Annotated in this window: 28 protein-coding genes and 1 tRNA gene; 12 read left to right on the forward strand and 17 right to left on the reverse strand. The window is 59.8% G+C overall.

Translation table 11 applies throughout. The features are described 5' to 3' along the window. Positions 1 to 9: 9 nt before the first annotated feature. From QRN36_RS19495 to QRN36_RS19520, 6 genes are all read right to left on the reverse strand, one after another. Positions 10 to 618, reverse strand: coding sequence for a 50S ribosomal protein L25/general stress protein Ctc (locus QRN36_RS19495; protein ID WP_285425573.1), 609 nt, complete (start codon positions 616 to 618; stop codon positions 10 to 12). A gap of 139 nt (positions 619 to 757) precedes the next feature. Beyond that, positions 758 to 1,699 carry a ribose-phosphate pyrophosphokinase gene (locus QRN36_RS19500; protein WP_093462390.1) on the reverse strand — a complete coding sequence of 314 codons (942 nt, stop codon included), beginning with the start codon at positions 1,697 to 1,699 and terminating at the stop codon, positions 758 to 760. Positions 1,700 to 1,746: 47 nt separating this feature from the next. Then, positions 1,747 to 1,821: transfer RNA gene (locus QRN36_RS19505), tRNA-Gln, on the reverse strand. 35 nt (positions 1,822 to 1,856) lie between these two features. Then, entirely contained in the window at positions 1,857 to 2,708 is an 852-nt protein-coding gene (gene ispE / locus QRN36_RS19510) for a 4-(cytidine 5'-diphospho)-2-C-methyl-D-erythritol kinase (RefSeq protein WP_285425574.1), read from the reverse strand. 2 nt (positions 2,709 to 2,710) lie between these two features. Beyond that, positions 2,711 to 3,328 (reverse strand): lipoprotein insertase outer membrane protein LolB, encoded by a 618-nt coding sequence (lolB, locus tag QRN36_RS19515; protein WP_093462386.1) that lies wholly within the window; start codon positions 3,326 to 3,328, stop codon positions 2,711 to 2,713. Between the two features lie 4 nt (positions 3,329 to 3,332). Further along, complete coding sequence (locus QRN36_RS19520; protein WP_285425575.1) at positions 3,333 to 5,060, reverse strand: tetratricopeptide repeat protein; 1,728 nt, start codon at positions 5,058 to 5,060, stop codon at positions 3,333 to 3,335. A gap of 258 nt (positions 5,061 to 5,318) precedes the next feature. On the opposite strand from QRN36_RS19520, the gene hemA reads away from it, so the two are divergent. The 6 genes from hemA to QRN36_RS19550 all read left to right on the forward strand — a co-directional run bounded on the left by hemA (position 5,319) and on the right by QRN36_RS19550 (position 10,702). Then, complete coding sequence (gene hemA / locus QRN36_RS19525; protein ID WP_285425576.1) at positions 5,319 to 6,596, forward strand: glutamyl-tRNA reductase; 1,278 nt, start codon at positions 5,319 to 5,321, stop codon at positions 6,594 to 6,596. Continuing rightward, the gene (gene prfA, locus QRN36_RS19530; protein WP_285425577.1) at positions 6,593 to 7,675 is read left to right on the forward strand and encodes a peptide chain release factor 1; all 1,083 of its coding nucleotides are present in this window, start codon (positions 6,593 to 6,595) and stop codon (positions 7,673 to 7,675) included. The genes hemA and prfA overlap by 4 nt, the downstream gene beginning before the upstream one ends. Further along, positions 7,676 to 8,509, forward strand: coding sequence for a peptide chain release factor N(5)-glutamine methyltransferase (gene prmC / locus QRN36_RS19535; RefSeq protein ID WP_285425578.1), 834 nt, complete (start codon positions 7,676 to 7,678; stop codon positions 8,507 to 8,509). After that, complete coding sequence (locus QRN36_RS19540; RefSeq protein ID WP_285425579.1) at positions 8,503 to 9,258, forward strand: molybdopterin-synthase adenylyltransferase MoeB; 756 nt, start codon at positions 8,503 to 8,505, stop codon at positions 9,256 to 9,258. The genes prmC and QRN36_RS19540 overlap by 7 nt, the downstream gene beginning before the upstream one ends. Positions 9,259 to 9,268: 10 nt before the next feature. Further along, on the forward strand, positions 9,269 to 10,069 hold the full coding sequence (murI, locus tag QRN36_RS19545; protein ID WP_285425580.1) for a glutamate racemase: 801 nt from the start codon (positions 9,269 to 9,271) through the stop codon (positions 10,067 to 10,069). A gap of 114 nt (positions 10,070 to 10,183) precedes the next feature. Then, entirely contained in the window at positions 10,184 to 10,702 is a 519-nt protein-coding gene (locus tag QRN36_RS19550) for an acyloxyacyl hydrolase (protein ID WP_093462609.1), read from the forward strand. 144 nt (positions 10,703 to 10,846) lie between these two features. Here the strand turns inward: QRN36_RS19550 and QRN36_RS19555 are convergent, their stop codons facing one another. The 8 genes from QRN36_RS19555 to QRN36_RS19590 all read right to left on the reverse strand — a co-directional run bounded on the left by QRN36_RS19555 (position 10,847) and on the right by QRN36_RS19590 (position 17,178). Next, positions 10,847 to 11,155, reverse strand: a complete 309-nt coding sequence (locus QRN36_RS19555) for a YkgJ family cysteine cluster protein (protein WP_093462371.1) — start codon at positions 11,153 to 11,155, stop codon at positions 10,847 to 10,849. 150 nt (positions 11,156 to 11,305) lie between these two features. Beyond that, complete coding sequence (locus QRN36_RS19560) at positions 11,306 to 12,082, reverse strand: SDR family oxidoreductase (protein ID WP_285425581.1); 777 nt, start codon at positions 12,080 to 12,082, stop codon at positions 11,306 to 11,308. Then, positions 12,079 to 12,504 carry a nuclear transport factor 2 family protein gene (locus tag QRN36_RS19565; protein WP_285425582.1) on the reverse strand — a complete coding sequence of 142 codons (426 nt, stop codon included), beginning with the start codon at positions 12,502 to 12,504 and terminating at the stop codon, positions 12,079 to 12,081. Before QRN36_RS19565 ends, QRN36_RS19560 begins: the two co-directional genes overlap by 4 nt. Continuing rightward, positions 12,497 to 13,942: a deoxyribodipyrimidine photo-lyase gene (gene phrB, locus QRN36_RS19570; protein ID WP_285425583.1), complete on the reverse strand. Its 1,446-nt coding sequence runs from the start codon at positions 13,940 to 13,942 to the stop codon at positions 12,497 to 12,499. Before phrB ends, QRN36_RS19565 begins: the two co-directional genes overlap by 8 nt. 9 nt (positions 13,943 to 13,951) lie before the next feature. After that, entirely contained in the window at positions 13,952 to 14,890 is a 939-nt protein-coding gene (locus tag QRN36_RS19575; protein WP_285425584.1) for a MerR family transcriptional regulator, read from the reverse strand. A 3-nt stretch (positions 14,891 to 14,893) separates the two neighbouring features. Then, positions 14,894 to 15,874, reverse strand: a complete 981-nt coding sequence (locus QRN36_RS19580; RefSeq protein ID WP_285425585.1) for a DUF523 and DUF1722 domain-containing protein — start codon at positions 15,872 to 15,874, stop codon at positions 14,894 to 14,896. Positions 15,875 to 15,979: 105 nt separating this feature from the next. After that, positions 15,980 to 16,195, reverse strand: a complete 216-nt coding sequence (locus QRN36_RS19585; protein WP_285425586.1) for a TIGR02450 family Trp-rich protein — start codon at positions 16,193 to 16,195, stop codon at positions 15,980 to 15,982. Further along, complete coding sequence (locus QRN36_RS19590; RefSeq protein WP_285425587.1) at positions 16,192 to 17,178, reverse strand: NAD(P)/FAD-dependent oxidoreductase; 987 nt, start codon at positions 17,176 to 17,178, stop codon at positions 16,192 to 16,194. Before QRN36_RS19590 ends, QRN36_RS19585 begins: the two co-directional genes overlap by 4 nt. A gap of 300 nt (positions 17,179 to 17,478) precedes the next feature. Here QRN36_RS19590 and QRN36_RS19595 point away from each other — a divergent pair, with 300 nt between their 5' ends. Both QRN36_RS19595 and hemH read left to right on the forward strand, forming a co-directional pair. After that, positions 17,479 to 18,381: a TIGR01777 family oxidoreductase gene (locus QRN36_RS19595; RefSeq protein ID WP_285425588.1), complete on the forward strand. Its 903-nt coding sequence runs from the start codon at positions 17,479 to 17,481 to the stop codon at positions 18,379 to 18,381. A gap of 14 nt (positions 18,382 to 18,395) precedes the next feature. Next, positions 18,396 to 19,424, forward strand: a complete 1,029-nt coding sequence (gene hemH, locus QRN36_RS19600) for a ferrochelatase (RefSeq protein ID WP_285425589.1) — start codon at positions 18,396 to 18,398, stop codon at positions 19,422 to 19,424. Between the two features lie 123 nt (positions 19,425 to 19,547). Here the strand turns inward: hemH and QRN36_RS19605 are convergent, their stop codons facing one another. Both QRN36_RS19605 and upp read right to left on the reverse strand, forming a co-directional pair. Next, positions 19,548 to 20,828, reverse strand: coding sequence for a uracil-xanthine permease family protein (locus QRN36_RS19605; RefSeq protein ID WP_285425590.1), 1,281 nt, complete (start codon positions 20,826 to 20,828; stop codon positions 19,548 to 19,550). Next, a complete protein-coding gene (gene upp / locus QRN36_RS19610; RefSeq protein WP_081565524.1) occupies positions 20,828 to 21,466 on the reverse strand; it encodes a uracil phosphoribosyltransferase in 639 nt (212 codons plus the stop codon). The genes QRN36_RS19605 and upp overlap by 1 nt, the downstream gene beginning before the upstream one ends. 257 nt (positions 21,467 to 21,723) lie before the next feature. On the opposite strand from upp, the gene QRN36_RS19615 reads away from it, so the two are divergent. The 4 genes from QRN36_RS19615 to QRN36_RS19630 all read left to right on the forward strand — a co-directional run bounded on the left by QRN36_RS19615 (position 21,724) and on the right by QRN36_RS19630 (position 24,507). Then, the gene (locus QRN36_RS19615) at positions 21,724 to 22,281 is read left to right on the forward strand and encodes a hypoxanthine-guanine phosphoribosyltransferase (protein WP_285425591.1); all 558 of its coding nucleotides are present in this window, start codon (positions 21,724 to 21,726) and stop codon (positions 22,279 to 22,281) included. A gap of 696 nt (positions 22,282 to 22,977) precedes the next feature. Then, positions 22,978 to 23,463 (forward strand): hypothetical protein, encoded by a 486-nt coding sequence (locus tag QRN36_RS19620; protein ID WP_285425592.1) that lies wholly within the window; start codon positions 22,978 to 22,980, stop codon positions 23,461 to 23,463. Positions 23,464 to 23,531: 68 nt separating this feature from the next. Further along, a complete protein-coding gene (locus QRN36_RS19625) occupies positions 23,532 to 23,819 on the forward strand; it encodes a PA4642 family protein (RefSeq protein ID WP_093462339.1) in 288 nt (95 codons plus the stop codon). Between the two features lie 226 nt (positions 23,820 to 24,045). Next, complete coding sequence (locus QRN36_RS19630) at positions 24,046 to 24,507, forward strand: hypothetical protein (RefSeq protein ID WP_285425593.1); 462 nt, start codon at positions 24,046 to 24,048, stop codon at positions 24,505 to 24,507. Between the two features lie 84 nt (positions 24,508 to 24,591). On the opposite strand, the gene mqo is transcribed toward QRN36_RS19630, so the two are convergent. Then, the gene (gene mqo, locus QRN36_RS19635; protein WP_285425594.1) at positions 24,592 to 26,097 is read right to left on the reverse strand and encodes a malate dehydrogenase (quinone); all 1,506 of its coding nucleotides are present in this window, start codon (positions 26,095 to 26,097) and stop codon (positions 24,592 to 24,594) included. Between the last annotated feature and the right edge of the window lie 433 nt (positions 26,098 to 26,530).

Consider the following 26,530-nt stretch of genomic DNA (forward strand, 5'->3'; position numbering starts at 1 on the left):
GAGTAATGATTACTCAGCTTCGCCTTCTGCAGTGCCTTCTTCGTCCTGAACAACACGTGGAGCGTGGACGTTTGCGATGTCCAGGTCCTTGCCGTGTGCCAGAGCGACGAATTCAACACCTTTTGGTGCTTTAACGTCGGACAGGTGAACGTTGTCACCGATTTCCAGCGCGCCCAGGTCAACTTCGATGAACTCAGGCAGATCTTTAGGCAGGCAGGACACTTCCAGTTCAGTGGTAGTGTGCGAGATTTCGCCGCCTTTCTTGACCGGAGCTTCTTCGTTGATGAAGTGCACAGGAACGGTAGCGGTCAGTTTCTGGCCGGCTACAACGCGGATGAAGTCAGCGTGCATGATGAACTGCTTGGCCGGGTGACGCTGCATGGCCTTGATCAGTACGTTCTGCTTGGCACCGTCAACGCTCAGTTCGATAACGTGGCTGTAAGCAGCTTCGTTTTCGAACAGCTTGGCGATTTCCTTGGCTTCGATGGTGATCGAGATAGCTTCTTTGCCACCACCGTAAACAACGGCAGGAACAGAGCTGGCGAGACGACGCAGGCGGCGGCTCGCACCTTTCCCCAGGTCGGTACGCGCTTGGGCGTTCAGAGTAAAGTCAGTCATTTTGTATCTCCAAAATAGCCATCATCGGGTGGCGTTTGCGACCAGCGCCAAACCGGGATGGGCAAAAAAGCCCCGCCCCAACAGTGCTTGTTGGGGCGGGGCGCTTTTCGTCAACGGATGATTCGAGAGGGCAGGGCCCTTAACGGAACATCGCGCTGATCGATTCTTCGTTGCTGATGCGGCGAACCGCTTCTGCTACAACCGGTGCGATATCCAGCTGGCGGATACGGTCACAGGCTTGTGCTGCTGCGGACAACGGGATGGTGTTAGTTACCACCAGTTCGTCCAGCACGGAATTTTCGATGTTCTCGATTGCGCGACCCGACAGCACAGGGTGTGTGCAGTACGCAAAGACCTTGGCAGCGCCATGTTCTTTGAGGGCCTTGGCCGCGTGGCACAGGGTGCCGGCGGTATCGACCATGTCGTCAACCAGAATACAGGTACGGCCTTCGACGTCGCCGATGATGTGCATCACTTCGGAGTGATTGGCCTTCTCGCGGCGCTTGTCGATGATGCCCAGATCCACACCCAGGGATTTGGCAACCGCACGTGCGCGCACGACGCCGCCGATATCCGGGGAAACGATCATCAGGTTTTCGAAGCGTTGGTCTTCGATGTCATCCACCAGAACCGGGGAGCCGTAGATGTTATCTACCGGAATATCGAAGAAGCCTTGAATCTGGTCAGCGTGCAGGTCAACGGTCAGCACACGGTCGATACCAACGACGGTGAGCATGTCCGCAACCACTTTAGCGCTTATAGCCACACGAGCAGAACGCGGACGGCGATCCTGACGGGCATAACCAAAGTAAGGAATTACAGCAGTGATTCGAGTCGCCGAGGAACGACGGAAGGCATCAGCCATCACGACGAGTTCCATCAGGTTATCGTTGGTCGGAGCGCAGGTCGGCTGAATAATGAAGACGTCTTTACCGCGAACGTTTTCATTGATCTCAGCGGTAATCTCGCCGTCGGAGAACTTACCAACAGAGATGTCACCGAGAGGGATATGCAGCTGACGTACGACACGCCGAGCCAGATCGGGGTTGGCGTTCCCCGTAAAGACCATCATCTTGGACACGCGCAGTACCTGGAGGCTTAGGGTATGCCTGGATGACTATAGGAAAATGGCAGGGGCGGCTGGATTCGAACCAACGCATGGCAGGATCAAAACCTGCTGCCTTACCGCTTGGCGACGCCCCTGTATCTGTTGCTCGAGTGCCTGGCACTCGGTTCTCTTAGAGCAGTGTCTGTAACTTTCGGTGCAACATCGAGCTGTTGCTGCCTTTTGCTACAAACCCTGTAAGGGTCTCTGTAAGAAGGGCCGAGACTTTATCAGCTTCAGCTTTGTTTGGGAAGGCCCCAAACACACAACTTCCAGTTCCGGTTAATTTTGCTTCGGTAAATTTACCTAGCAAATTCAAAGCGTTACGTACATCTGGATAACGCCTTGCTACAACCGGTAAGCAGTCGTTTCGACTGTTTCCCTTGGGAACGGGGCGCACTTTAATGGGCGCAGTGTCACGTGTCAACAGTGGATCTGAAAAAATTTCTGCTGTACTTACAGATACTTGCGGCACAAGTACGAGATACCACGGTTCTTCGGGGGTCACAGGCGTCAGTATCTCGCCCACGCCCTCGGCAAAAGCGGCGAATCCACGGACGAAAACCGGGACGTCAGCCCCAAGCTTGAGGCCCAGCGCCGCCAGGCGATCTTCATCCCAGCCCAGCTTCCAGAGGTGATTCAGACCCAGCAGCGTGGTGGCCGCATCTGAGCTTCCGCCGCCGATGCCGCCGCCCATGGGCAGGATTTTTTTCAGCCAGATGTCGACGCCCAGCGTGCAGCCCGATTGTTCCTTGAGGGCGCGTGCGGCCTTGACGATGAGATTGCTGTCGTGAGGCACGTCGGCAATCTCGGTCTGCAAACGGATTTCTCCGTCCTCGCGAAGTGCAAAACTCAGTTCATCGCCGTAGTCGAGAAACTGAAAAATCGTCTGCAGCTCGTGATAGCCATCGGGGCGGCGCCCGGTGATATGCAGCATGAGATTGAGTTTGGCGGGAGCCGGCAGCGTGAGCAGGGGGTGCGCCATGTTCACTGTCCCAGTTTGCGTGGTTGCCAGTCCTTGATGACCAGCGTGACATCCAGATCCTGGCCGTGCAGTTTCATGCGCTCGGGTAGCGTGTAGCCGTTCTGTTCGGTGTAGCTCAGGTATTCGATCTGCCAGCCATCTTGCTCTAGGCCGGACAAGCGACTGTCACCGTCCAGCGTCAGGCGGCTTTTGCTGTCAGGCGCCGGCAGGCCGCGAACCCACCAGACCAGATGCGAAACCGGCAATTGCCAGCCCAGTTGATCTTTGAGCAATGTTTCGGGATCGGGCGCGTCGTAGCGACCCTGATTGGCGACTTCCAGCGACACGGCACCGGGGCGACCCGTCAGGCGGGCCGCGCCACGGCCCAGCGGACCCGAAAGGCGAATGTCGTAGTAATCCTGACGTTGCAGCCAGAACAGCGTGCCGCTGCCGGAGTCCTTGGGCGCACGAATGCCGACTTTACCGTTGATCTGCCAGCCATCCAGGCTGCTCAGCTGTTCTTTGTTCACACGCCACTGGCTGGCGTTGCCCTGACCTTGCACGGCTTCGCGGGAAGTGACGCCGGCGCAACCGGCGAGCAGGGCAATGAGGCTGAATACGACTACGTGGCGCAATAACATAAATTCAAAGAGTCTCGGAGCCGGTCAGGCGTTTGAGGGTGCTGCGCAGAACCGGGCTGTCAGGTTGCTGTTCGAGGGCCTTGCCCCAGATTTTGCGTGCTTCGCGCTGTTGGCCCTTGGCCCACAGGACTTCACCCAGGTGTGCGGCGACTTCGTGATCGGGGAAGCGCTCGAGCGCCTCGCGCAGCAGGCGTTCGGCCTCGTCGAGATTGCCGAGGCGATAATTGACCCAGCCCAGGCTGTCGAGCACGGCAGGATCTTCCGGATTGAGCTGGTGCGCGCGTTCGATCAGTTCCTTGGCTTCGGCGTACCGGGTAGTGCGGTCGGAGAGCGTATAGCCCAGGGCGTTCAGCGCCATGGCGTTGTCAGGCTCACGCTTGAGAATGGCTCGCAGATCAGTCTCCATCTGCTGAAGATCATTGCGTTTTTCGGCCAGCATGGCGCGGGTGTACAGCAGGTTGAGGTCGTCCGGGTATTGCTTGAGCGCTGTCCCCAACACCTGCCAGCCACGATCGCTCTGGTTGTTGTTGGTCAGGGTTTCGGCTTCGATCAGGTACAGCTGAATCGCGTAATCGGGCTGATCTGCGCGGGCCTGAGCCAGACGCTTGGAGGCTTCGGCCGTATTGCCATTGCTCATCAGAATATCGGCCTGGCGCAGTTGCGCGGGCAGATAGTCATTGCCAGGTCCCACCTGGGCGTATTCGCCGAGCGCGTTCTGCGGGTCGTTGCGTTCTTCGTAGATGCGGCCCAGGTTCACGTGCGCCGAATCGACATGACTGCCGCGTGCTACGAGGTCTTCCAGGTAACCCTGGGCTTCGTCCCACGCCTTGTTTTCAAGGCAGACCAGCGCCAGCGAATAGCGCAATTCGTCGTCGTCCGGGTACTGCTGAACCAGACTCGAGAACTGCACCTTGGCGTCTTCCATGCGGTTCTGTTCGACCAGCATGCGTGCGTAGGTCAGGCGCAGGCGTTTGTCGTCAGGGTATTTCTTGATGCTTTTTTCCAGCAGCGGAATCGCTTCCTTGCCACGGTTCATGCTCTGCAGCAGCCGCGCGTGGAGAAGAATCGGCGCCACTTCGCCCTCGCCGGGCGGGTTGTCTTCAAGGAGCTTGAGCGACGCCGCGCTATCGCCTTCCTGCTGCAGCAGCAGCGCTTTGCCAAAAATCAGTTGACCGTTTTTCGGGTACTTGACCAGCAGGCGATCGAAGCTTGCGATCAGCCCCTTGCGCGTATTGGAGTCGGTTTCCGCCGCTGACAGCGCGAGGAAGTCGAAATGCGTGTCGCCCTGACCCTGCAACACCTTTTCCATGTAGCGCATGGAGTCGTCGTAGCGTCCGGCGCGTGCCAGCTGGATGGCGGCGGCGCGCTGGGCTTCGAGATTGGCCGGATCGTTCTTCGCCCAGATCATCGAGGTGTCCAGTGCAGCCTGATCGGCGCCCAGGTACTCGGCAATGCGGAAAGCGCGCTCGGAGATCCCCGGATCCTGGGTCTGGATGGCCTGGGTCACGTAGTTGTCCAGCGCGATGTCGAAACGGTTACGTTGCCCGGCCAGCTCGGCGGTCAGCAGGCTGACGACGGTTTCCTGGGTGAACGAGCCGTAAACCTGGGGCTTGGCTTCAGGTGCGGGGGTCGCTTCTTTCGCCGGAGCAGCGGGCTCCGTAGAAACAGAGGCCGTAGACTGACAGCCACCAAGAACGACAAGGGCAAAGAACAACGCGGAGGATTTATTCATATAGAAGAGAGGGCGGCTTACCTGCGGTTTGGAAGCATCATGACACAAGGCAGGGAGCAAACCCACAGCCCGCGCGAAATCTAAAGACCCTCAATCTACAGCGTGCGCCCGGACAATTTGCCGCACGCGCAGCGCTGTAATGCGGATCACTATAGGGACAATAGACTCTCCCGGACGTTCTGAATCTCTTGCGGTGGTTGTCCTGAATCTATTGAAGTAGGACAATTGCCGGCTTCACGTCACCATCAGCGACCTTGAATGGCCTTTCTTGCTCTGGGTATCAACCATAAGACTGCATCAGTGGATGTCCGCGAGCGCGTGGCATTTACGCCTGAGCAGCTGGTTGAGGCATTGCAGCAGCTCTGCCGCCTGACTCAAAGTCGCGAAGCGGCCATCCTCTCGACCTGCAACCGCAGCGAGCTCTATATAGAGCAGGACCAGCTGACCGCCGAGGTCGTGCTGCGCTGGCTGGCCGATTATCACCATCTCAATATCGATGAGCTGCGCGCCAGCGCCTATGTCCATGAAGACGACGCGGCCGTGCGCCATATGATGCGCGTGGCGTCGGGGCTCGATTCACTGGTGCTGGGCGAGCCGCAGATTCTCGGCCAGATGAAATCCGCCTACGCCGTGGCCCGAGAGGCCGGCACCGTCGGCCCCTTGCTCGGCCGATTGTTCCAGGCGACGTTCAGTGCCGCCAAACAGGTGCGGACCGACACCGCCATTGGCGAAAACCCGGTCTCGGTGGCATTTGCCGCGGTCAGCCTGGCCAAGCAGATCTTCAGCGATCTGCAACGCAGTCAGGCATTGCTGATCGGGGCAGGCGAGACCATCACGCTGGTCGCCCGGCACCTGCACGATCTGGGGGTCAAGCGTATCGTGGTCGCCAACCGCACGCTGGAGCGCGCAAGCATTCTGGCTGAAGAGTTCGGGGCGCATGCGGTGCTGCTGGCCGACATTCCGGCCGAGCTGGTCAACAGCGACATCGTCATCAGTTCCACTGCCAGCCAGCTGCCCATTCTGGGCAAGGGCGCGGTGGAAAGTGCGCTGAAACTGCGCAAGCACAAGCCGATCTTCATGGTCGACATCGCCGTGCCGCGCGATATCGAGCCTGAAGTCGGTGAGCTGGACGACGTTTACCTGTATACCGTCGACGATCTGCATGAAGTCGTCGCGGAGAACCTCAAAAGTCGTCAGGGCGCAGCCTTGGCCGCCGAGGAACTGGTCAGCCTGGGTGTCGACGATTTCATGTCGCGCCTGCGCGAACTGGCGGCGGTCGATGTGCTCAAGGCCTACCGCCAGCAAAGCGAGCGTCTGCGCGACGAAGAACTGCAGAAGGCCCAGCGCATGTTGGCCAACGGCAGCAATGCCGAGGATGTGTTGATGGCGCTGGCCCGTGGCCTGACCAACAAACTCATGCATGCGCCAAGCGTGCAATTGAAAAAGCTGTCCGCCGAAGGCCGCGTCGATGCGTTGGCCATGGCCCAGGAACTCTTTGCCCTCAACGAGGGCTCCACGGATAAACCCCCGCAATGAAAGCTTCACTGCTCAATAAGCTGGACGTGCTCAGCGACCGTTTCGAGGAATTGACCGCGCTGCTGGGTGATGCGGAAGTCATTTCCGATCAGACCAGGTTCCGTGCTTACTCGCGCGAGTATGCGGAAGTCGAGCCAGTGATCCAGGCGTACAAGCAACTGCAAAAAGTGCAGAGCGATCTTGAAGGCGCTCAGGCCTTGCTCAAGGACAGTGATCCTGACATGCGTGAAATGGCCGTCGAAGAAGTGCGCGAGGCCAAGGATCAGTTGCTGGTGCTCGAAGGCGAACTGCAAAAGATGCTGTTGCCCAAGGACCCGAACGACGGTCGTAACGTGTTTCTGGAAATCCGCGCCGGCACCGGCGGCGACGAAGCGGCCATTTTTTCGGGCGACCTGTTCCGCATGTATTCGCGGTATGCCGAGCGTCGCGGCTGGCGGGTGGAGATTCTTTCCGAGAACGAAGGCGAGCATGGCGGCTTCAAGGAAGTCATCGCGCGGGTCGAGGGCGACAACGTCTACGGCAAGCTGAAGTTCGAATCCGGCGCGCACCGTGTGCAGCGTGTGCCGGAAACCGAATCCCAGGGCCGTATTCACACTTCGGCCTGTACCGTGGCGGTGCTGCCTGAGCCCGATGAGCAGCAGGCGATCGAGATCAACCCCGCCGACCTGCGCGTCGACACCTATCGCTCCTCGGGTGCCGGTGGTCAGCACGTCAACAAGACCGACTCGGCGATCCGCATCACGCACTTGCCCACCGGTATCGTGGTGGAATGTCAGGAAGAGCGCTCTCAGCACAAGAACCGCGCCCGCGCGATGGCCTGGCTGTCGGCCAAGCTCAACGACCAGCAGACGGCCGCCGCCGCCAATGCCATCGCCAGTGAACGCAAATTGCTGGTGGGTTCCGGCGATCGTTCCGAACGCATTCGCACGTACAATTTTCCACAGGGACGAGTGACGGACCATCGCGTTAATCTGACGCTGTACTCGCTGGATGAAGTTTTGGCCGGCGGAGTCGATGCAGTGATAGAGCCGTTACTTGCCGAGTATCAGGCAGATCAACTTGCGGCACTGGGTGAGTAAATGACCATCATCGCCAGCTTGTTAAGAAGCGCCGAACTGCCGGACTCTCCGACAGCGCGTCTGGATGTCGAACTGCTGCTGGCGGCTGCCTTGGGCAAGCCGCGCAGTTTCCTGCACACCTGGCCCGAGCGTATCGTCAGCACTGAAGCGGCACAGACGTTCGACGGCTATCTGCAACGCCGACGAACCGGTGAGCCGGTGGCCTACATCCTGGGTCAGCAGGGCTTCTGGAACATCGACCTTGAAGTCGCCACGCACACATTGATTCCACGTCCGGAAACCGAAATGCTGGTGGAAACCGCATTGGAGTTGCTGCCTGGCCCGATCCCGCATCGCTTGCTCGATCTAGGCACCGGCACCGGCGCCATCGCGCTGTCGCTGGCCAAGGATCGTCCGCAGTGGTCCGTCACTGCAGTGGATCGGGTGGATGAAGCCGTCGAGCTGGCGGAGCGAAATCGCCAGCGACTGCATCTGGACAACGCCACTGTGCTGAGCAGCCATTGGTTCAGCGCCGTGCAAGGTCAGCGATTCGACCTGATCCTGAGCAACCCTCCATATATAGCCTCCAATGACCCGCATCTGGTCGAGGGCGACGTGCGTTTCGAGCCTAGCAGCGCGCTGGTGTCCGGCACGGACGGCCTGGACGATCTGCGCCTGATCGTCTCGCAGGCGCCAGAGCATCTGGAACCGGGGGGTTGGTTGCTGCTGGAACATGGCTACGATCAGGGCCCGGCGGTACGCGATCTTCTGCACAGCCACGGTTTCGAGCAGATCCAGACACGTCGGGATCTGGGGGAGCATGAACGCATTACCTTTGGACGCGTGCCGTGCTGACTGACGACGAACTGCTGCGCTACAGCCGGCAGATTCTCTTGCAGCAGGTGGATATCGACGGTCAGTTGCGCCTCAAACAGAGCCGCGCGCTGATCGTCGGCATGGGCGGGCTCGGTTCGCCGGTCGCGCTGTACCTGGCGGCTGCCGGCGTTGGCGAACTGCATCTGGCGGATTTTGACAGCGTCGATCTGACCAATCTGCAACGCCAGATCATTCATGACACTCAGAGCGTCGGTCAGGGCAAAGTCGATTCGGCCATGAACCGGCTGACGGCGATCAATCCGCAGGTTCGACTGGTCGCTCATCGCGCTGCGCTGGATTCGGATTCGCTCGCAGCTGCCGTTGAGGCCGTCGATGTGGTGCTCGATTGTTCCGACAACTTTTCAACGCGCGAGGCCGTCAACGCTGCGTGCGTTGCGGCGGGCAAGCCTCTGGTAAGCGGCGCCGCCATTCGCCTTGAAGGGCAGCTGTCGGTATTTGATCCGCGTCGCGCCGAGAGCCCGTGCTACCACTGCCTCTATGGGCACGGCAGCGAAAGTGAACTCACCTGCAGCGAGGCTGGCGTGATCGGGCCGCTGGTCGGATTGGTCGGCAGCCTGCAAGCGCTTGAGGCCCTGAAGGTGCTGGCCGAATTTGGCGAGCCGCTGGTCGGCCGCCTGCTGTTGATCGATGCCCTGAGCACTCGATTCCGAGAGCTCAAAGTCAAACGCGATCCGGACTGCAGCGTCTGCGGCAGCGCTCGCCAATGAACGGTCGCGTATGAACAGAGACAGCGACGCCCCGGTAGGCGTGTTCGACTCAGGCGTCGGCGGCCTGTCGGTGCTGGGCGAAATCCATCAGTTGTTGCCGAGGGAATCGCTGCTTTACGTCGCCGATTGCGGGCACATTCCGTATGGCGAGAAAACCCCCGAATTCATTCGTCGTCGCTGTGTGGCGATCGCCGAGTTCTTTCGCGAGAAGGGCGCCAAGGCGCTGGTGCTGGCCTGCAACACCGCAACGGTCGCCGGCGTAGCGGACCTGCGCGAGCGCTACCCGGACTGGCCGATCGTCGGCATGGAGCCCGCGGTCAAACCAGCCGCCGCAGCCACTCGCAGCGGCGTGGTCGGTGTGCTGGCGACGACCGGCACGTTACAGAGCGCAAAATTTGCCGCGCTGCTGGATCGGTTCGCAGCCGACGTGCAGGTCGTCACGCAACCGTGCCCCGGCCTGGTCGAACTGATCGAGACCGGAGACCTCGCCAGCGCGCACATCCGACAACTGCTGCACAGCTACGTCGAGCCTTTGCTGGCCGCTGGTTGCGACACGATCATCCTCGGCTGCACCCACTATCCATTTCTTAAACCGCTGCTGCGCGAGATGATTCCGGCGTCCATTTCCCTGATCGACACCGGCGCTGCGGTTGCCCGCCAATTGCAGCGTTTGCTCAGTCAGCGTGACCTGCTGGCGACTGGGGCAAGTCATCCCACACAATTCTGGACGAGCGGTGATCCAGAAAATTTCAGAAACATCCTACCGTTACTCTGGAAAAAATCTGACAGTGTGCGAAGCTTCGTTTCGTGAAAAAAACGTGAATAGCACTGTTTGCCGCTGAACTAATGTTCAGCGCCGGATTTCTACAGCACGTCTGTTGATATAAAAATTTTTCTAACTGCACTCGAAAATGGGATGTTTCAGATGAAGCGACTGTTTTGTTTGGCTGCGATTGCGGCCGCTTTAACGGGGCAAAGTGCAATCGCACAAGCTGATGGGGTTGAGTTTTCGGTGGGGCAGACCGGCGAATCGACCATGACTTATCGCTTGGGCGCGCAATTTGATTGGGATAAGAGCTGGTGGCAAACCGGCGTCGGTCGTCTGACCGGTTACTGGAGCGGTGCTTACACCTATTGGGAAGGCGACAAAAACTCGAGCAACAACAGCCTGTCTTTCTCGCCTGTCTTCGTTTACGAATTTGCCGGCGATAGCGTCAAGCCGTATATCGAGGCAGGTATCGGTGCTGCTGTATTCCAGCGCACGGAAGTTGAAGGCAACAAACTGGGCAGCGCGTTCCAGTTCGAAGACCGTCTGGGCTTCGGTCTGCGCTTTGCTGGTGGACATGAAGTCGGCCTGCGTGCCACTCACTACTCCAACGGCGGCATGACCACCAACAACGACGGTATCGAAAGCTACGCCATTCACTACACGATGCCGTTCTAAGCGATCCATCGCTGCGGCTCGTCGAGCTGTGGGAGTCGGTTGGCTGACGCGGGTGCATCCGCAAAGGATGCAGCGTCTGCTGCGTCAGCCTTCGCGAGCGAACTCACTCCCACAGTGCCTGCAACCCTTGCGGATCCGTGACACTCACAGATACGCCGTTGCAATCCCTTCCCGCTCGGTGATGCACTCGGGCGCACCCATCTCGAATTCTCTGCAGATCAACGGACGTCTGTCATAGATCGTGCACATCATCGTGTCGCGATCGAGCGCGGCGCACCAGCCGTCATCCAGGCGCAGCATCACTTCACCGCCCCAATCGTCAGTGTCGATGAAACGCTCGGGTACGCCGGTGTCGGTGATCAGCATCACTTCCAGTTGGCAGCAGCACGCCGCGCAGGTTGAGCAGGTGACGACAGGATCGGCAGGGATTTGAAGCACGGGGATGGCAGTCATGGGCGGCAGTGTAAAGCAGCGCACAGCAGACCGGTGGTCAGTCTGACGGACGTGGCTTGCAGGGGGATCTCCTTGAGGGCGCCATGACTCAGGCTTGGTCTTGATGGCCGCCATCGCGTCCGCAGGTCCAGACAGGGTAAGAATGACGATTTACGACGCGCGCTCGCCCTCATCGGCATCGCGCATCATGCGTTTGCCCAAGGTGAGCTGAACACGTTCAGGCAGCAGTGCGAGGAGTTTCAGTGTCAGCACCAGCGGCAGCGGAAAGGCAATTTCCAGCGGTCGACGTTTTTTCACGAGCCGGCTGGCAATGTAGCGCGCGGCTTTTGGCGCGGACCAGCGCATCGACATCGGAAAGTGGCTCGTCTGCGTGTGTTGCGTGTCGATGACGCCGGGGCTGATGATCGTGACGTCGATGCCTTCGCGCGCCAGGTCGATGCGCAGCGATTGCAGCAGATACCGCAAGCCTGCTTTCGATGCCCCGTAGGCTTCCGAGCGTGCAAGGGGCAACAACGCCAGCGAACTGGCGACGCCGACCAGGTGCGGTGCCTCGCTCAGGCGCAACAGAATCAGCGCTTCCTGAATGCAATAGGAGGTCGCGATCAGGTTGGTCTTCACCACGCGCTCGACGGTTCGCGCATCGAAACGGCTGGCGTCGATGTATTCGCACGTGCCTGCGTTGAGGATGACCGTGTCTACGGCGCCCCAGACCTGGCCGATGCGCTCGCCGATGGCCGTGACGTCGTTCGGTTCACTGATGTCGCCGGGGGCCAGCAGCACCTGACGCGGGAAGCGTTGATCCAGCGCTTCGAGCGGCTGGACATTGCGCGCCGTCAACGCAACCCGATGCCCGGCGTTCAACAGCTCTTCGGCAAGGGCCAGCCCCATGCCGCTGCTGGCGCCTGTCAGCCAGATGCGACGTTTCATGCCAGCCTCCGTTTGAGCCAGCGAATCATCCGGCCCATGACGGGCAAGTGTTCATACAGCAACGCGCCTGCGTCGAAGAAGTCGCGGTGCTGAAAGACTTTGTTTTCTGCCCACAACAAATGCGAGCACCCCTGGACGGCAATCGGTTCGCCCTGGTTGAGGCGAGGATGGCAGTAGGCCCTGGTCCAGCGCACATAGCCCTTGCCTTCGCGCACCTGGTCGAAGGCGTGGAATTCAAACTGCAGATCACTGACGTTGGCGTAAAGCTCGGCGAAATACCTGCGCACTTCTGCCAGACCTTGGGCCTTGCGCATGGGGTCGGCGAACGCGATATCGTCCGCGTACAGTTCGCCCAAGTGCTCAAGGTTGTCTTTGTTCAGCGCCGCAAAGCGCCGGGCATAGTCGCGCAGGAATTCACTCATGGTCCTGAGTCTCTGCTTGTCGGTGCGGCAATGATTTGAAGGCCTGAAGCGCTCGCTCGCGGCTCGACTTCAGGTCGACGATTGGCGCCGGATAACCCTCGACGCCGAACAGTCCGCCCAGCGATGCCGGGTTATGAATGTCGCGCTTGTTCAGCTCTGCGAGCTCTGGTATCCAGGTTTTGATGAAGCGGCCGTCAGGATCGAACCGTTCGGACTGGCTGATGGCATTGAAGATCCGGAAATAGGGCGATGAGTCGGTGCCAGTCGACGAACTCCACTGCCAGCCACCATTGTTTGCCGCCAGATCACCGTCGATCAGGTGCTGCATGAAAAAGCGCTCGCCTTCGCGCCAGTCGATCAACAGGTTTTTGGTCAGGAACATCGCCACCACCATGCGCAGGCGGTTGTGCATCCAGCCGGTTTCGAGCAATTGGCGCATGGCTGCATCGACAATCGGCAACCCCGTCCGACCTTGCTGCCAGGCCTCCAGATCCTTGGGCGCCTGGCGCCAGTTCAGCGCCTCGGTTTCCGGACGGAACGCGCGATGGCGGGAAACGCGCGGAAAACCCACCAGCACGTGTTTATAGAACTCACGCCAGATCAGCTCGTTGATCCAGGTCACTGAACCGGTGTTTCCGCTTTCGAACTCGCCGTTGTTGCTGCGCAGGGCCGCGTGCAGGCATTGACGGGGTGACACGACGCCAGCGGCCAGGTAGGCCGACAGCTGGCTGGTGCCCGGTTTGGCTGGAAAATCGCGCTCGTCCTGATAGTAATGCACCTGCTCATCAGTGAACTGCTCCAGACGCTTGCGGGCTTCATCCTCGCCTGCCGGCCACCGTTTGCGCAGCGCGTCGGGCGGGGTAGCGAACCCCTTCACGTGCGTCGGAATCTCGTCGCTTTTGACCGAGACGGGCTGCTGCGCTTTCGGCAGGCGTACGAGCGCCGGCATGGAGTAATGCAGGCGCCCGTAGCACACCTTGCGGAACTGGGTGAAGACCTTGAAGTAGTTGCCGCTTTTGGTCAGCACGCTGCCGGGCTGGAAAAACAGCTGATCGAGATAGCGCCTGAAGCCGATGCCGTGTTTGTCCAGCTCGGCTTCGACGTTGCGATCGCGGGCGGTCTCATTGACGCCATATTCATCGTTGACATGGACCTGCTCGATCCCGTGTTGCCTGCACACATCGAGCAGAGCTTTGGGCGCATGTTTCCAGGTGTCGGCATGAACGATCAGCAGCGGCACCTTGAGGGCGGCCAGCGCCTTTTTGAGCTCGACGAGGTTGCGCAGCCAGAAATCCACCTTGCAGGCGGCATCGTCATGGCTCAGCCACTGGCCCGGACTGATCATGTACACGGCCAGCGTAGGGCCCAGCTCCATGGCCGCGCTCAGGGCAGTATTGTCGTGTACGCGCAAATCGCTGCGCAGCCATATCAATTGCATGGTCGTGTCCTAGATGAGCCCGAGATGCTGCAGCGCGGTCTGGGCGGTCAACGGGTCTTCAGCGAGCGTCAGTCCGGCGATCTCACTGGCAGATACGGATAACTCGGCCGAATGGATGCGCACCGTGGGGCCAATAATCAACGTCGAGCACTCGATGTTCTGAAGCAGCCGAGGCAACTGCGCCACATTCAGCGACTTGCTCGAATACAGCAGCACCGCGCGCGGCTTGAGGTACTCGCAAGCGAGGGCCAGTTCACCGGCAGGCAACGGCCAGTCGAAGACTTCCACGGGGCAATCGGTGCTGCTCAACAGCCAGGCGGTCAGCCATACGTGAGGCTCCAGCGGCAGATCGGACTGGTTGACCAGCAGCAACGGCGCCCCATTGACCTGCCGGTTGTTGTGGTAAAGCCGGGCGCCGAATTTGCTGCGCAGCCAGGAATAAAAGAACACGCGTTCCAGCTGCGCGCCGAATTGGCCCTGCCAGCGTTGTTCAAGCGAGGCGAGCAGCGGCAACAGCAACTGCTCACACAACGTGCGCGGCGGATACAGCGACATTGCACGGTTCAACGTGTCGTCCAGCCGACGCTCTGCAAGCGCGGTGATGGCGTCCTGCAAACTCTGACGCAACTGATCCCAATCGTTTTCCGGATTGGGCGGCGGCGCTTCTTTCTCATCGATGAGCTGTTTGACCTGACTGACCGATACGCCGCGGTTGAGCCAGGTCAGGATCGCCAGCACACGATCCACGTGTGCGGTGCTGTAGAGCCGATGCCCCTTTGGCGTGCGATGAGGCACGATCAGCCCGTAGCGTCGCTCCCAGGCGCGCAGGGTGACCGCATTGACGCCCGTCAGGCGCGCGACTTCGCGAATCGGCAGCCAGCCTTCTTCGAGCGCGCTGGCGTACGCCTGCGGGTCATTGTCCAGTGTTTCCGAATGGTTGTTTTTCATGTGTCAGATCGCGTTGCGCAGGCTTAGGTTTTCCGGATGCGGTTGCAGGTAAACCTGTAGCGCGATGTAAGGGTCCGGGTGTTGACGGAAATGGTGCTTGAGCAGTGTCAGTGGCACGACCAGAGGCACGATGCCCTGGTGGTACTGGTTGATGACGGCCTGGATTTCTTTCTTGTCCGAGGCGCTGATAGTCTGGCGCAGGTACCCGCACAAATGCTGCAACACGTTGGTATGAGTGCGACGTGTGGCGGGCTTTTTCAGAGCGGCCATCAACTGAGAGAAATAACGCGGCGCGATTTCGCCGGGATCGTTACGGCCCATGTTGCCCAACAGGTTGCCCAGCACTTTGTACTGGATAGGGTCGTTGGCCATGAGCTGATATTTGTAGCGCGAGTGGAACTCGGTGAGCGCGCGTCGCGTGATGCCGCCCTTGAGCACCTGTTGCCAGGCGGCGTAGGCGAACACGCGCGTAATGAAGTTCTCGCGCAGCACCGGGTCGTTGAGGCGGCCATCTTCCTCGACCGGCAGATCCGGATGTCGGGCACAAAACGCCTGAGCGTAAATACCGCGTCCGCCTGCGTCGAAGGGCGCACCGTTATCGCGGTAGACCTTCACCCTTTCCAGGCCGCAAGACGGAGATTTCTGCATGAAAATGTACCCGCAGATATCATCCATTTCCTGCGCCATGTGTTCGCCGTAGTCGGCCAGCGCCTGGGTGACATTCATATCGGTGTGAACGGTGCCGACGGCTTGCGGGTTTTCCGGATCGCCGACCAGGCGAATGGCTTCGCGGGGGATTCCCATGCCGATGGCCACCTCAGGACACGCAGGAACGAAGTCGAAGTGTTCACTGAGCGCGCGCGTCAGCAGGTGGGATTCTTTATGCCCGCCGTTATACCGGACTTCGACGCCCATCAGGCAGGCACTGACGCCGAGCTTGGGCTTTGATGCATGTTCCGGTAATGGATCGGATACAGCAGACATGGCAAAACCTCGATAAGCGACTTGTACAGAAAGTAATGCCTGTACAATATTTGTTCATCATAGGTTTGCGGTTGTACAAGTCAAATCATTTGTACAAGGTTGAAGCTACTTCCATCCCATTCGCCAGCTCTGATCGTCGGTCAACGCCTGCCATGCCATTCGTTCGCCGCGTTTGGTCAGCACGGCCTGCAGTTCGATCTCAAGCACGGTGCCTTCTTCGTCACGGAACAGTTCAGTGACCAGGAAGTGCTTTTCGCGGTTCTGGGGATGGGCTGCTGTCCATTTCGACAGCAGCAGCTTTTGCGGATTCAGGCGATTCACTTCAGGTGTTCAAGCAAGCGACGGGCTGCTTCCTGACCGCTGAGCCATGCGCCTTCGACGCGGCCCGACAAGCACCAGTCGCCACACACATATAGGCCCAGATCAGGATCGGACAGCGCGCCGACTTCGCGACCTCCGGCAGGTCGTGCGTAGAGCCAGCGATGCGCCAGCGTGAAAGCCGGTGCCGGGACCGCGCAGTTGATCAGCTCGGCGAACGCGCCGTGCAGATGGTCGATGACCTCTTCTTTCGGCATGTCCAGATGCTGACGGCTCCAGGCGCTGGTCGCATGCAGAATCCAGGTGTCCAGCTTATTGTCGCGCCCCGGTTTGCTGCGATTACGGGCGAGCCAGTCGATCGGGCTGTCCTGCACGAAACAGCCTTCCAGCGGGGTATCCAGCGGCGTGTCGAACGCCAGCGCCACCGCCCATGTCGGCTCCATCTTCACACCGGCCACCACGCTTGCCAGCTTTGGCGCGGCAGCCAACAGCGTGGTTGCCTGGGGGGCTGGAATGGCAATCACCACCTGGCTGAACGGGCCGTGACTGCGGCCATCGGCATCCAGCAGGTTCCAGTGTTGCTCGCCATGAAAGACTTCAGTGATACGGCAGGAAAACGTGACCGGCATGTCGCCGAGCATGGCCCGCGTGATCGCGCTCATGCGCGGCGTGCCCACCCAGCGCACTTGCTCGTCGGGCGACAGGCTCAGTTTTGCGCCGTGATAGTTATACAGCACAGGTGCCCATTCGGCGACGTGGCCTTGCGCCTGCCATTGCTGAACGGCGGCGGCGAAGCGGCGGTCGCGTGCGGTGAAGTACTGCGCGCCCATGTCCAGCGCGCCTGCATCGCTGCGCTTGCTGGACATCCTTCCGCCGCTGCCGCGGCTCTTGTCGAAAAGGTGGATGGCATGCCCGGCGGCTTGCAATGCGCGGGCAGCAGAGAGTCCGGCGATACCGGTACCGATGATTGCGATAGGTACAGTCATAGGGGCCTCGTTACCTTGTCTGCACAGACTACGCCGTAGTTAAAACCTGTACAATGCTGTTTTTCGGTATAACTTGTCGTCCTTCGACGTTCAGGACGATGGCCTTGCTCAAGCCTCAATGTTGAGTCTGACGCTTCACCCGAATCGTTCAACCCTCCGAACGGATAAATCGAACCGCGTCAGCAAGACCGTTCTCTATAGCGTGGCCTATGGTTCAACTGTTCGCTTCGTTCACAAGCGCGTTGTTTGTGAAGAAATAGACTACCGATTTGCGACGAACGCCACGCGAGGAACTCACTCATGCACATCTTGCTGACCGGCGGTACAGGGTTGATAGGTCGTCGTCTGTGTCGACATTGGCTCGATCTGGGCCACCAATTGACGGTGTGGAGCCGCAGGCCCGATGAGGTGCCAAGGCTGTGCGGGGCTGGTGTTCGGGGCATTGCCCATCCGGACGATCTGGGCGCGCAGCAGGTCGATGCCGTGGTCAATCTGGCGGGCGCGCCGATCGCCGACAGGCCCTGGACCCGCAAGCGCAAAATGCTCCTCTGGGACAGCCGGATCACGTTGACCGAACAGCTCGTGACCTGGCTCGAGCGGCGTGAGCAGAAACCTGCGGTGCTGATTTCCGGCTCGGCAGTGGGCTGGTACGGCGATGGCGGCGAACGCGAGCTGGACGAAACGTGCGCGCCGGTCAGCGAGGATTTCGCCAGCCGACTGTGCATTGCCTGGGAAGAAACCGCCCAGCGTGCCGAAGCGCTGGGCATTCGCGTCGTACTGCTGCGCACCGGTCTGGTCCTGGCCAGCGAGGGCGGCATGCTGCAGCGGCTTCTGCCGCCGTTCAAACTGGGCATGGGCGGCCCGATCGGGAACGGACGGCAATGGATGCCGTGGGTTCATATCGACGATCAAATCGCGGCGATTGATTTTCTGTTGAACCGGGACGACGCCCAAGGTCCCTATAATGCCTGTGCGCCATCACCGGTGCGCAATCGCGATTTCGCCAAGACACTGGCCGCGATCCTGCACCGCCCGGCCTTCATGCCTATGCCCGCAGTTGCGTTACGCCTGCTGCTGGGCGAGTTGTCGATATTGCTCCTGGGCGGCCAGCGTGCCCGCCCCGGTCGCCTGCTACAAGCAGGTTTCACTTTCCGATTCACCGATCTGCGCGCGGCCCTCGAACAACTTTCAGGCCGCCACTGACATCAAGGTGTTGCATGACCGATCACGCATTATTGCTGGTAAATCTGGGTTCTCCTGCGTCTACCGAAGTCGCCGATGTGCGTCGCTATCTCAATCAGTTCCTGATGGACCCTTACGTGATCGATCTGCCGTGGCCGGTGCGCCGCTTGCTCGTCTCGCTGATTCTCATCAAACGTCCGGAGCAGTCGGCTCACGCTTACGCTTCGATCTGGTGGGAGGAGGGCTCGCCGCTGGTGGTGCTGAGCAAGCGCCTGCAACAGGCGATGACCCGGGAGTGGACTCAGGGCCCGGTCGAGCTGGCCATGCGTTACGGCGAGCCATCGATCGGCACTGTGCTGACCCGGCTGGCCTCTCAGGGCATCAGGAAAGTCACCCTTGCGCCCCTCTATCCACAGTTCGCGGACAGCACGGTCACGACCGTGGTCGAGGAAGCCCGGCGAGTCATTCGCGAGCAGAAACTCGATTTCGAACTCGCGCTACTGCCGCCGTTTTTCAATCAGCCCGAATACCTCGATGCGCTGGTCGAAAGCGTGAGGCCGCACCTGACGCAGGATTACGATCATCTGCTGCTGAGCTTTCATGGCCTGCCCGAGCGGCACATCACCAAGCTCGACCCGACGGGCAGTCACTGTTTCAAGAACGGCAACTGCTGTGAGACCGCGACACCAGAGGTTCTTGCAGTCTGCTATCGCGCGCAGTGCATGCGTTCGTCAGCCGAGTTCGCCAAGCGAATGGGCATCCCGGATGGCAAATGGTCGGTGTCGTTTCAATCGCGTCTGGGCCGGGCCAAGTGGATCGAACCTTACACCGAGGCGCACTTGGCCGAGTTGGCAGGGCAGGGCGTGAAGAAGCTGCTGGTGATGTGCCCGGCGTTCGTGGCCGACTGCATCGAAACGCTGGAAGAGATCGGCGATCGCGGCGCCGAACAGTTCAAGGAGGCCGGAGGCGAGGAGCTGGTGCTGATCCCTTGCCTCAACGACGACCCGAACTGGGCCAAGGCTCTGAATACGTTGTGTGAGCGGGCGCCGGCGATGAATGTCTAGGCTTGCGTGCAGGCAGTGCGCGGGCTCGCGATGAGCAAACGTAGTGGCGCGGGGAGCAGCAATCGGGCATAAAAAAACGGCGCGCCAGTGAATGGCGCGCCGTTTTTCACTGGCCGGCCGACGTTACGGCAACTGGTCATCCAGATGCTTGTTCTTCCAGCCGTCGTTGCCCGGCAGAATCAGGTTCAGCAGGATCGCCGTGACGGCGCACAGCGCGATGCCTTTCATGCCGAAATCGTCGGGGCCGTTGCCGGTGCCGATCAGCACGCCGCCGATGCCGAACACCAGGGTTACCGACACGATCACCAGATTGCGCGCTTCGGCCAGATCAACCTTGTGGCGGATCAGCGTATTCATGCCGACCGCTGCGATGGAACCGAACAGCAGGCACAGAATCCCGCCCATGACCGGCACCGGGATGCTCTGCAGCAGAGCCCCGAACTTGCCGATGAACGCCAGGGAGATGGCGAAGATCGCCGCCCAGGTCATGATTTTCGGGTTGTAGTTCTTGGTCAGCATCACTGCGCCCGTGACTTCGGCGTACGTCGTGTTGGGCGGGCCGCCGAACGCACCGGCGACCGTCGTTGCGATGCCGTCGCCGAGCAGGGTCCGATGCAGGCCTGGCTTCTTCAGGTAGTCGCGGCCCGTCACGCTGCCCACGGCGATCACGCCACCGATGTGCTCGATGGCCGGCGCCAGCGCCACCGGAACGATGAACAGGATCGCTTGCCAGTTGAACTCAGGCGCCGTGAAGTGCGGGATGTCCAGCCATGGCGCCGCAGCGATTTTCGCCACGTCCACCACGCCGAAGTAAAACGACAGCGCAAAGCCCACCAGTACGCCCGAAATGATCGGCACCAGCCGGAAAATGCCTTTGCCGAACACCGCGACGATCAAGGTGGTCAGCAGCGCAGCCATCGAAATGATGATCGCAGTGTGGTACGGAATCAGCTCGGCGGCACCATCGCCGGTACGGCCCATGGCCATGTTGGCGGCAATGGGTGCCATCGCCAGGCCGATCGAGATGACCACCGGGCCAATGACCACCGGCGGCAGCAAGCGATCGATGAAACCGGTGCCTTTGATTTTTACCGCGAGGCCCAGGAAGGTGTAGACGAAACCGGCCGCCATCACGCCGCCCATGGTCGCGGCCAGACCGAACTGACCCTTGGCAAGAATGATCGGGGTGATGAATGCAAAGCTCGACGCCAGAAAAACGGGCACTTGACGGCCAGTCACCAGCTGAAAGCACAGCGTGCCAAGGCCTGCGGTGAACAGCGCGACGTTGGGATCGAGCCCGGTGATCAGCGGCATCAGCACCAGCGCGCCGAACGCCACGAAGAGCATTTGGGCGCCCGACAGTACGGTACGCCACAGTGGATCGTTGAACTCATCCTGCTTCATCAGGCGTCCTTTTGCTTGGTGCCGAAAATCTTGTCGCCGGCATCGCCCAGACCCGGAATGATGTAACCGTGTTCGTTGAGGCGTTGATCGATGGAGGCGGTGTAAATGTTCACGTCGGGATGAGCCTTCTCAACGATGGCGATGCCTTCCGGCGCGGCGACCAGGACCATGGCGCGGATATCGCGGCAGCCGGCTTTTTTCAGCAGATCGATGGTGGCGACCATCGATCCGCCGGTCGCCAGCATCGGGTCGATGATCAGCGCCAGGCGCTGGTCGATTTCAGGGGCAAGCTTTTCCAGATAGGTGTGCGCTTCGAGGGTTTCCTCGTTGCGTGCGACGCCCACTGCACTGACCTTGGCGCCTGGGATCAGACTGAGCACGCCTTCCAGCATGCCGATGCCCGCGCGCAGAATCGGCACGACGGTGATTTTCTTGCCTGCGATCTTTTCGACCTGAACGGTGCCGGCCCAACCCTGAATGTCGTAGGTTTCCAGCGGCAGGTCCTTGGTCGCTTCGTAGGTCAGCAATGCGCCGACTTCCTGAGCCAGTTCACGAAAGTTCTTGGTGCTGATATCGGCACGGCGCATAAGGCCGAGCTTGTGACGGATCAGCGGGTGGCGGATCTCACGAATGGGCATAAGGGGAAGGCTCCAGCGGGCGGGCAAAAAAAACGGCTTAGATTAATCTATTCAGCTGTAACTTGTCTCAGGGTCTGCTTCTGTCTCATCGCGGGCCGGGCACGACCTTGATGAGACGGGAGCAGACCCTTTGGTCAAGTCAGGTTTCGTACATTAATGGGACGCTTGTGCAACGTTAGTCCAGAAAAGCTTGCCCTGGACTTGGCTCATGCGTACCTTTGCCCGCTTTTCCTTACACTGCCCCCCTGGAGAGCGTCATGTCCGCTGATCTCGAGCATATCCGTCAAGTCATGCACGAGGCTGACTGCCTGTACACGAACGACGAAGTCGAGGCGTCCATCGCTCGCGTTGGTGAGCAAATCAACAGCGTGCTGGCCGATCGCAATCCGGTCGTCTTCTGCGTGATGAACGGCGGTCTGATTTTCGCTGGCAAATTGCTGACGCATCTGAACTTCCCGCTGGAAGCGTCCTACCTGCACGCCACGCGTTATCGCAACGAGACCAGCGGCGGCGAGCTGTTCTGGAAGGCCAAGCCTGAAGTGTCCTTCATTGATCGCGACGTGCTGATCATCGATGACATTCTCGACGAAGGTCACACCCTGGGCGCGATCATCGACTTCTGCAAACACGCCGGCGCCCGCGCTGTGCACACCGCCGTGTTGATCGACAAGGATCACGACCGCAAGGCGCGACCTGACCTGAAGGCCGATTTTGTCGGCTTGCCATGCATCGACCGCTACATCTTCGGCTACGGCATGGACTACAAAGGCTACTGGCGCAACGCGGCCGGGATCTACGCCGTCAAAGGCATGTAAGCAGCGCTCGCCTTTTCTGTAGGAGTGAGCTTGCAGGCGATGGCGTTGGTACATCCGACACACTCGTATCGTCTGGCGGATTATCGCGAGCAAGCTCACTCCTACACGATTTCTGCGGCGTCGCCTGGTATTGGGCCAAGCACAAAACCTTTGGGAGCTTGTCCGCGAAGGCTTGATGCACTGCCCGTAGGAGCGTGGCTTGTCCCGCGATCGGCGACGAAGTCGTCGTAAAGCCCGGCCATGCAGTCTGCCTGACATACCCCGTCATCTGATTCTGCTGCCGCTGCGTGCCAGATCGCGGGACAAGCCGCGCTCCTACAAGGGATTTGTGGGGTTGCCAGGTGTGTGTCGAGCAGGCGATATCTCTCCGGCGAACATATTGGCCTCATCGTGAGCAAGCTCACTCCCACACGATTTCTGCGGCGTCGCCTGGTATTGGGTCAAGCACAAAACCTGTGAGCGAGCTTGCCCGCGAAGACTGAATTCCAGACGCTGCATCTGCACGGCATGCACCGGCCTCTTCCCGGCTGAAGCCGGTCCTGCAGACGCTGCACGTTTTTCGTAGGACTGGCTTTAGCCGGGAAGGCGCCAGGTATTACGCCGTTGATCGAAGGGGCGTTAAAGACAGTTTGCTCACTCCTACAGGTCCCGGTTTCGCCCATGTTAGAGTGCTTGCCACTTTTTCGGGAGGCGCCCATGACGTTATCGTTTCGTAGCAAGACTGCGTTGCTGTTGCTCTTGATCCTGCCACTTCCCGCCCTCGCAGAACCCATGCATGCTCAATATCTGCCGCCTGACGAGCTGTCGGTGCGCGAAGGTGAGCCCGAGCAGCAGCAATTGCTGCAGGTCACGGAGTTTTCAGTCGTGGCCGGGAGTCAGCGCCAATCCAATCAGACGCCGATCCCGGTGACGTCACCGCTGGTGCTGCGTCTGAAAGGCAAACCGATGAACAAGGGCGCAACCATTTCTCAGGTGCTGGTCCATTTCGACGGTGAAAGCAAAAGCCTGAAGAAGCCGGCCTATGACGAGCCATCCCGGACGCTGACGCTTTATTACCCTGCAACGCAATACCGCGTATTGGTGGATCTGCTGCGCAACGAGAAGGTTTACTGTCAGTTTCTCAGCTACGCCAATGGCCACGTCTGGGCCGATCTGCACACCGGTAGCGTACGCGCGCGTTGAGCACGCGGCCGGGCGGGGGGTAAACTGCCCGCCCGTGAAATGTCCCCGCAAGTCAGTTGGAGTCAGCAATGCGTAAAGATAAGAAGCAGGTGATTGGCGATGAAATCGGCGACGCCCAGATCAAACTCTTCCTGGATTTCGAGCCGGTCGATGCCACTTCCCCTTCGCTGCACAAGCTGATCAAGGCCTACCGCGGTCTGCGTGTCGACGATTTCGAACGCTTCCTGGTGTTTTTCAAAGAAGCTGGCTACGACCTGGATGGCAAGGATGAGCACGGCAACGACTTCATTACACTGATCAAGGATCAGCGCAACGCCGAGGAATACATCGAGTTGATCGAAAAAGCACGGTCCTGAATCGCCCTCCGCACGTCGGTATTTTCGGCTGACGCACTGTAACCGCGAGAAACTTCATCAGCGGATCTCGCGGTTTCGCTACCTCCCTGCAAGACGTCTCCTACTGCTTGACTCCGCTTCTTCCTCTTTCTGAATCACTCTGTATCGCCATACTTGAAGTCGTGAAATCACTCACAACATTGTCGGGCAGGACGCTCGATATGCCTTCAGGAAATGGAGTTCAGACATGCACAGCAAAATCAGTATCTCTGTCAAAGCGATGACCGCGACGGCCCTGCTGTCGGCGGCTACGGGCGTCAGCGCCGCCTACCCGAAGAGCATGGAGGTGGGCATTGAACTGTGGAATCACGCCAATACAGAACTTGCGTTGGCGTCGGCAAGCTGGATGCCGAAAAACGCTGATTTGAGTGTTTATACCGTGCCTGCCAATGTGCGCACCTCGGCTGCTCAAATCGTGCTGAACAATGCCAGGAACGACTCGGCGACGTTTCGCCTGCGCGGGGGAGACAAGACCTGTGAGTTCAAACTGGCTCACGAAGTGACGTTCAGCTGGATTTCCATCAACCCCGCGCCGCAGAAGTCAGCAAGTGCTGCATCGGTGGGGAAAGTGGCGGCTGAATGTGGCGCGTCCGTTGTCAGCGGAGCGGATTCGATGAAGACGTACACGGTCAGGTTTGTAATGAAGTGATCGGGCGCATTTGATTCAAAACTGAAAACCCCGCTGCGTGGGCGGGGCTTTCAGTGATCTCACTGATTCAGGGCAAGCCCTGGATCAAGCGAAGCTTGCCGCCTGGCTGCTTGGGACCAGGTCCAGGCTTTCGTCGCTCTGGGCACTGATGCGCTGATACAGCTGCGCATCGGTTTCCAGGGCTTTTTCACGAGCCGGGAAGATCTCATTCAGCTTGGCGGCCCATTCGGTGCGAGCCTTGTCCGGGAAGCAGCGTTCGATCAGGTCAAGCATGATCGACACCGTCACCGAGGCGCCCGGCGAAGCGCCGAGCAGTGCTGCGAGGGAACCGTCTTTGGCCGAAACCAGCTCGGTGCCGAACTGCAGAACGCCGCCTTTCTTCGGGTCCTTCTTGATGATCTGCACGCGCTGACCGGCCACTTCCAGGCGCCAGTCCTCGGCCTTGGCCTCTGGATAGAAACGACGCAATGCTTCCAGACGCTGCTCCATGGATTGACGCACTTCGCTGATCAGGTACTTGGTCAGGTCCATGTTGTCGCGGGCCACCGCCAGCATCGGCGCAATGTTGGCTGCGCGGATCGACAGCGGCAGGTCCATCAGCGAACCGTGCTTGAGGAATTTGGTGGTGAAGCCGGCATAAGGGCCGAACAGCAGGGACGTCTTGCCGTCAACGACGCGGGTGTCCAGATGCGGCACCGACATCGGTGGCGAGCCGACCGCGGCCTGGCTGTACACCTTGGCCTGATGGCGTTTGACGACTTCGGGGTTATCGCAGCGTAACCATTGACCACTGACCGGGAAGCCGCCGAAACCCTTGCCTTCCTCGATGCCGGACATCTGCAGCAACGGCAGTGCCGCGCCGCCTGCGCCGAGGAACACGAATTTCGCGTCGATTTCGCGGGTGCTGCCGCTGTTGACGTCCTTGATGGTCACGCTCCAGCCGTCGCCCTTGCGGGTCAGGCCAGTGACGCGTTTGCAGTATTTGACCTGCGCATCAGGTGCGCTCGACAGGTGCTTGAGCAACTGGTTGGTCAGGTTGCCGAAGTTGACGTCGGTACCGTGCATGACGCGGGTTGCCGCGATGGGCTCATCGGCCGGGCGGCCAGGCATCATCAACGGCATCCATTCAGCCAGCGTGGCTTTGTCTTCGGTGTATTCCATCGAAGAAAACGCGTGGTGCTTGCGCAGCGCCTCATAACGTTTCTTCAGGTACGCCATGCCTTTTTCGCCCTGTACGAAACTCAGGTGCGGCACCGGCGTGATGAACGAGCGCGACGAACCGAACGTGCCTTTGCGCGCCAGGTAAGCCCAGAACTGCTTCGACACTTCGAACTGCGTGTTGATGTGAATGGCTTTTTTGGTCTCGATCGAGCCATCGGCGGCCTCGGGCGTGTAGTTCAGCTCACACAGCCCGGCGTGACCGGTGCCGGCGTTGTTCCATGGGTTGGAACTCTCCGCCGCACCGGAATCCATCAGCTCGACGACCTCAAGCTTGAGGCCAGGGTCGAGCTCTTTGAGCAGTACCGCGAGGGTGGCACTCATGATGCCGGCCCCGACAAGTACTACATCGACTGCTTCGTTATGCGCCATTAACGCGTCTCCAAAATCTGCAGCACCAAATTGACGGCATGGGTTCCCGTGGTCAGTTGCCAGGTGCGGGCGGCGCTTGAGTCGCGCATTGCCTCGAACAACCCGGCCGGGATCGTCATGTCCGATTCTTCGCAATTTTTTGCATTTCAGCGCACGCCTCGAACGGGCCTGGTTGATGCTTTTGTAAGGCAAGCATGAACGCATTTTCTGGCCCGGAGAGCCATTCGACTATCGTCAAGGCATCCGGTCGTGCGGCCAAATCCGTCGTGGACAGGCATCAGACTCCGGTCAGGGAGACTGCGCTGCAATGGGTCCTTTGCAAGGGGGCTGGGTCAGACGCTAACGGTGCATGTACAAACGCGTAACTATTCATTTGCTCGCCACACTCTTGTGAAGTTGTGAAAACCCGTTTTTTTCACGCTCTTTTGGAGAC

This window comes from Pseudomonas sp. efr-133-TYG-103a (genome assembly GCF_030209235.1).
GTDB lineage: Bacteria > Pseudomonadota > Gammaproteobacteria > Pseudomonadales > Pseudomonadaceae > Aquipseudomonas.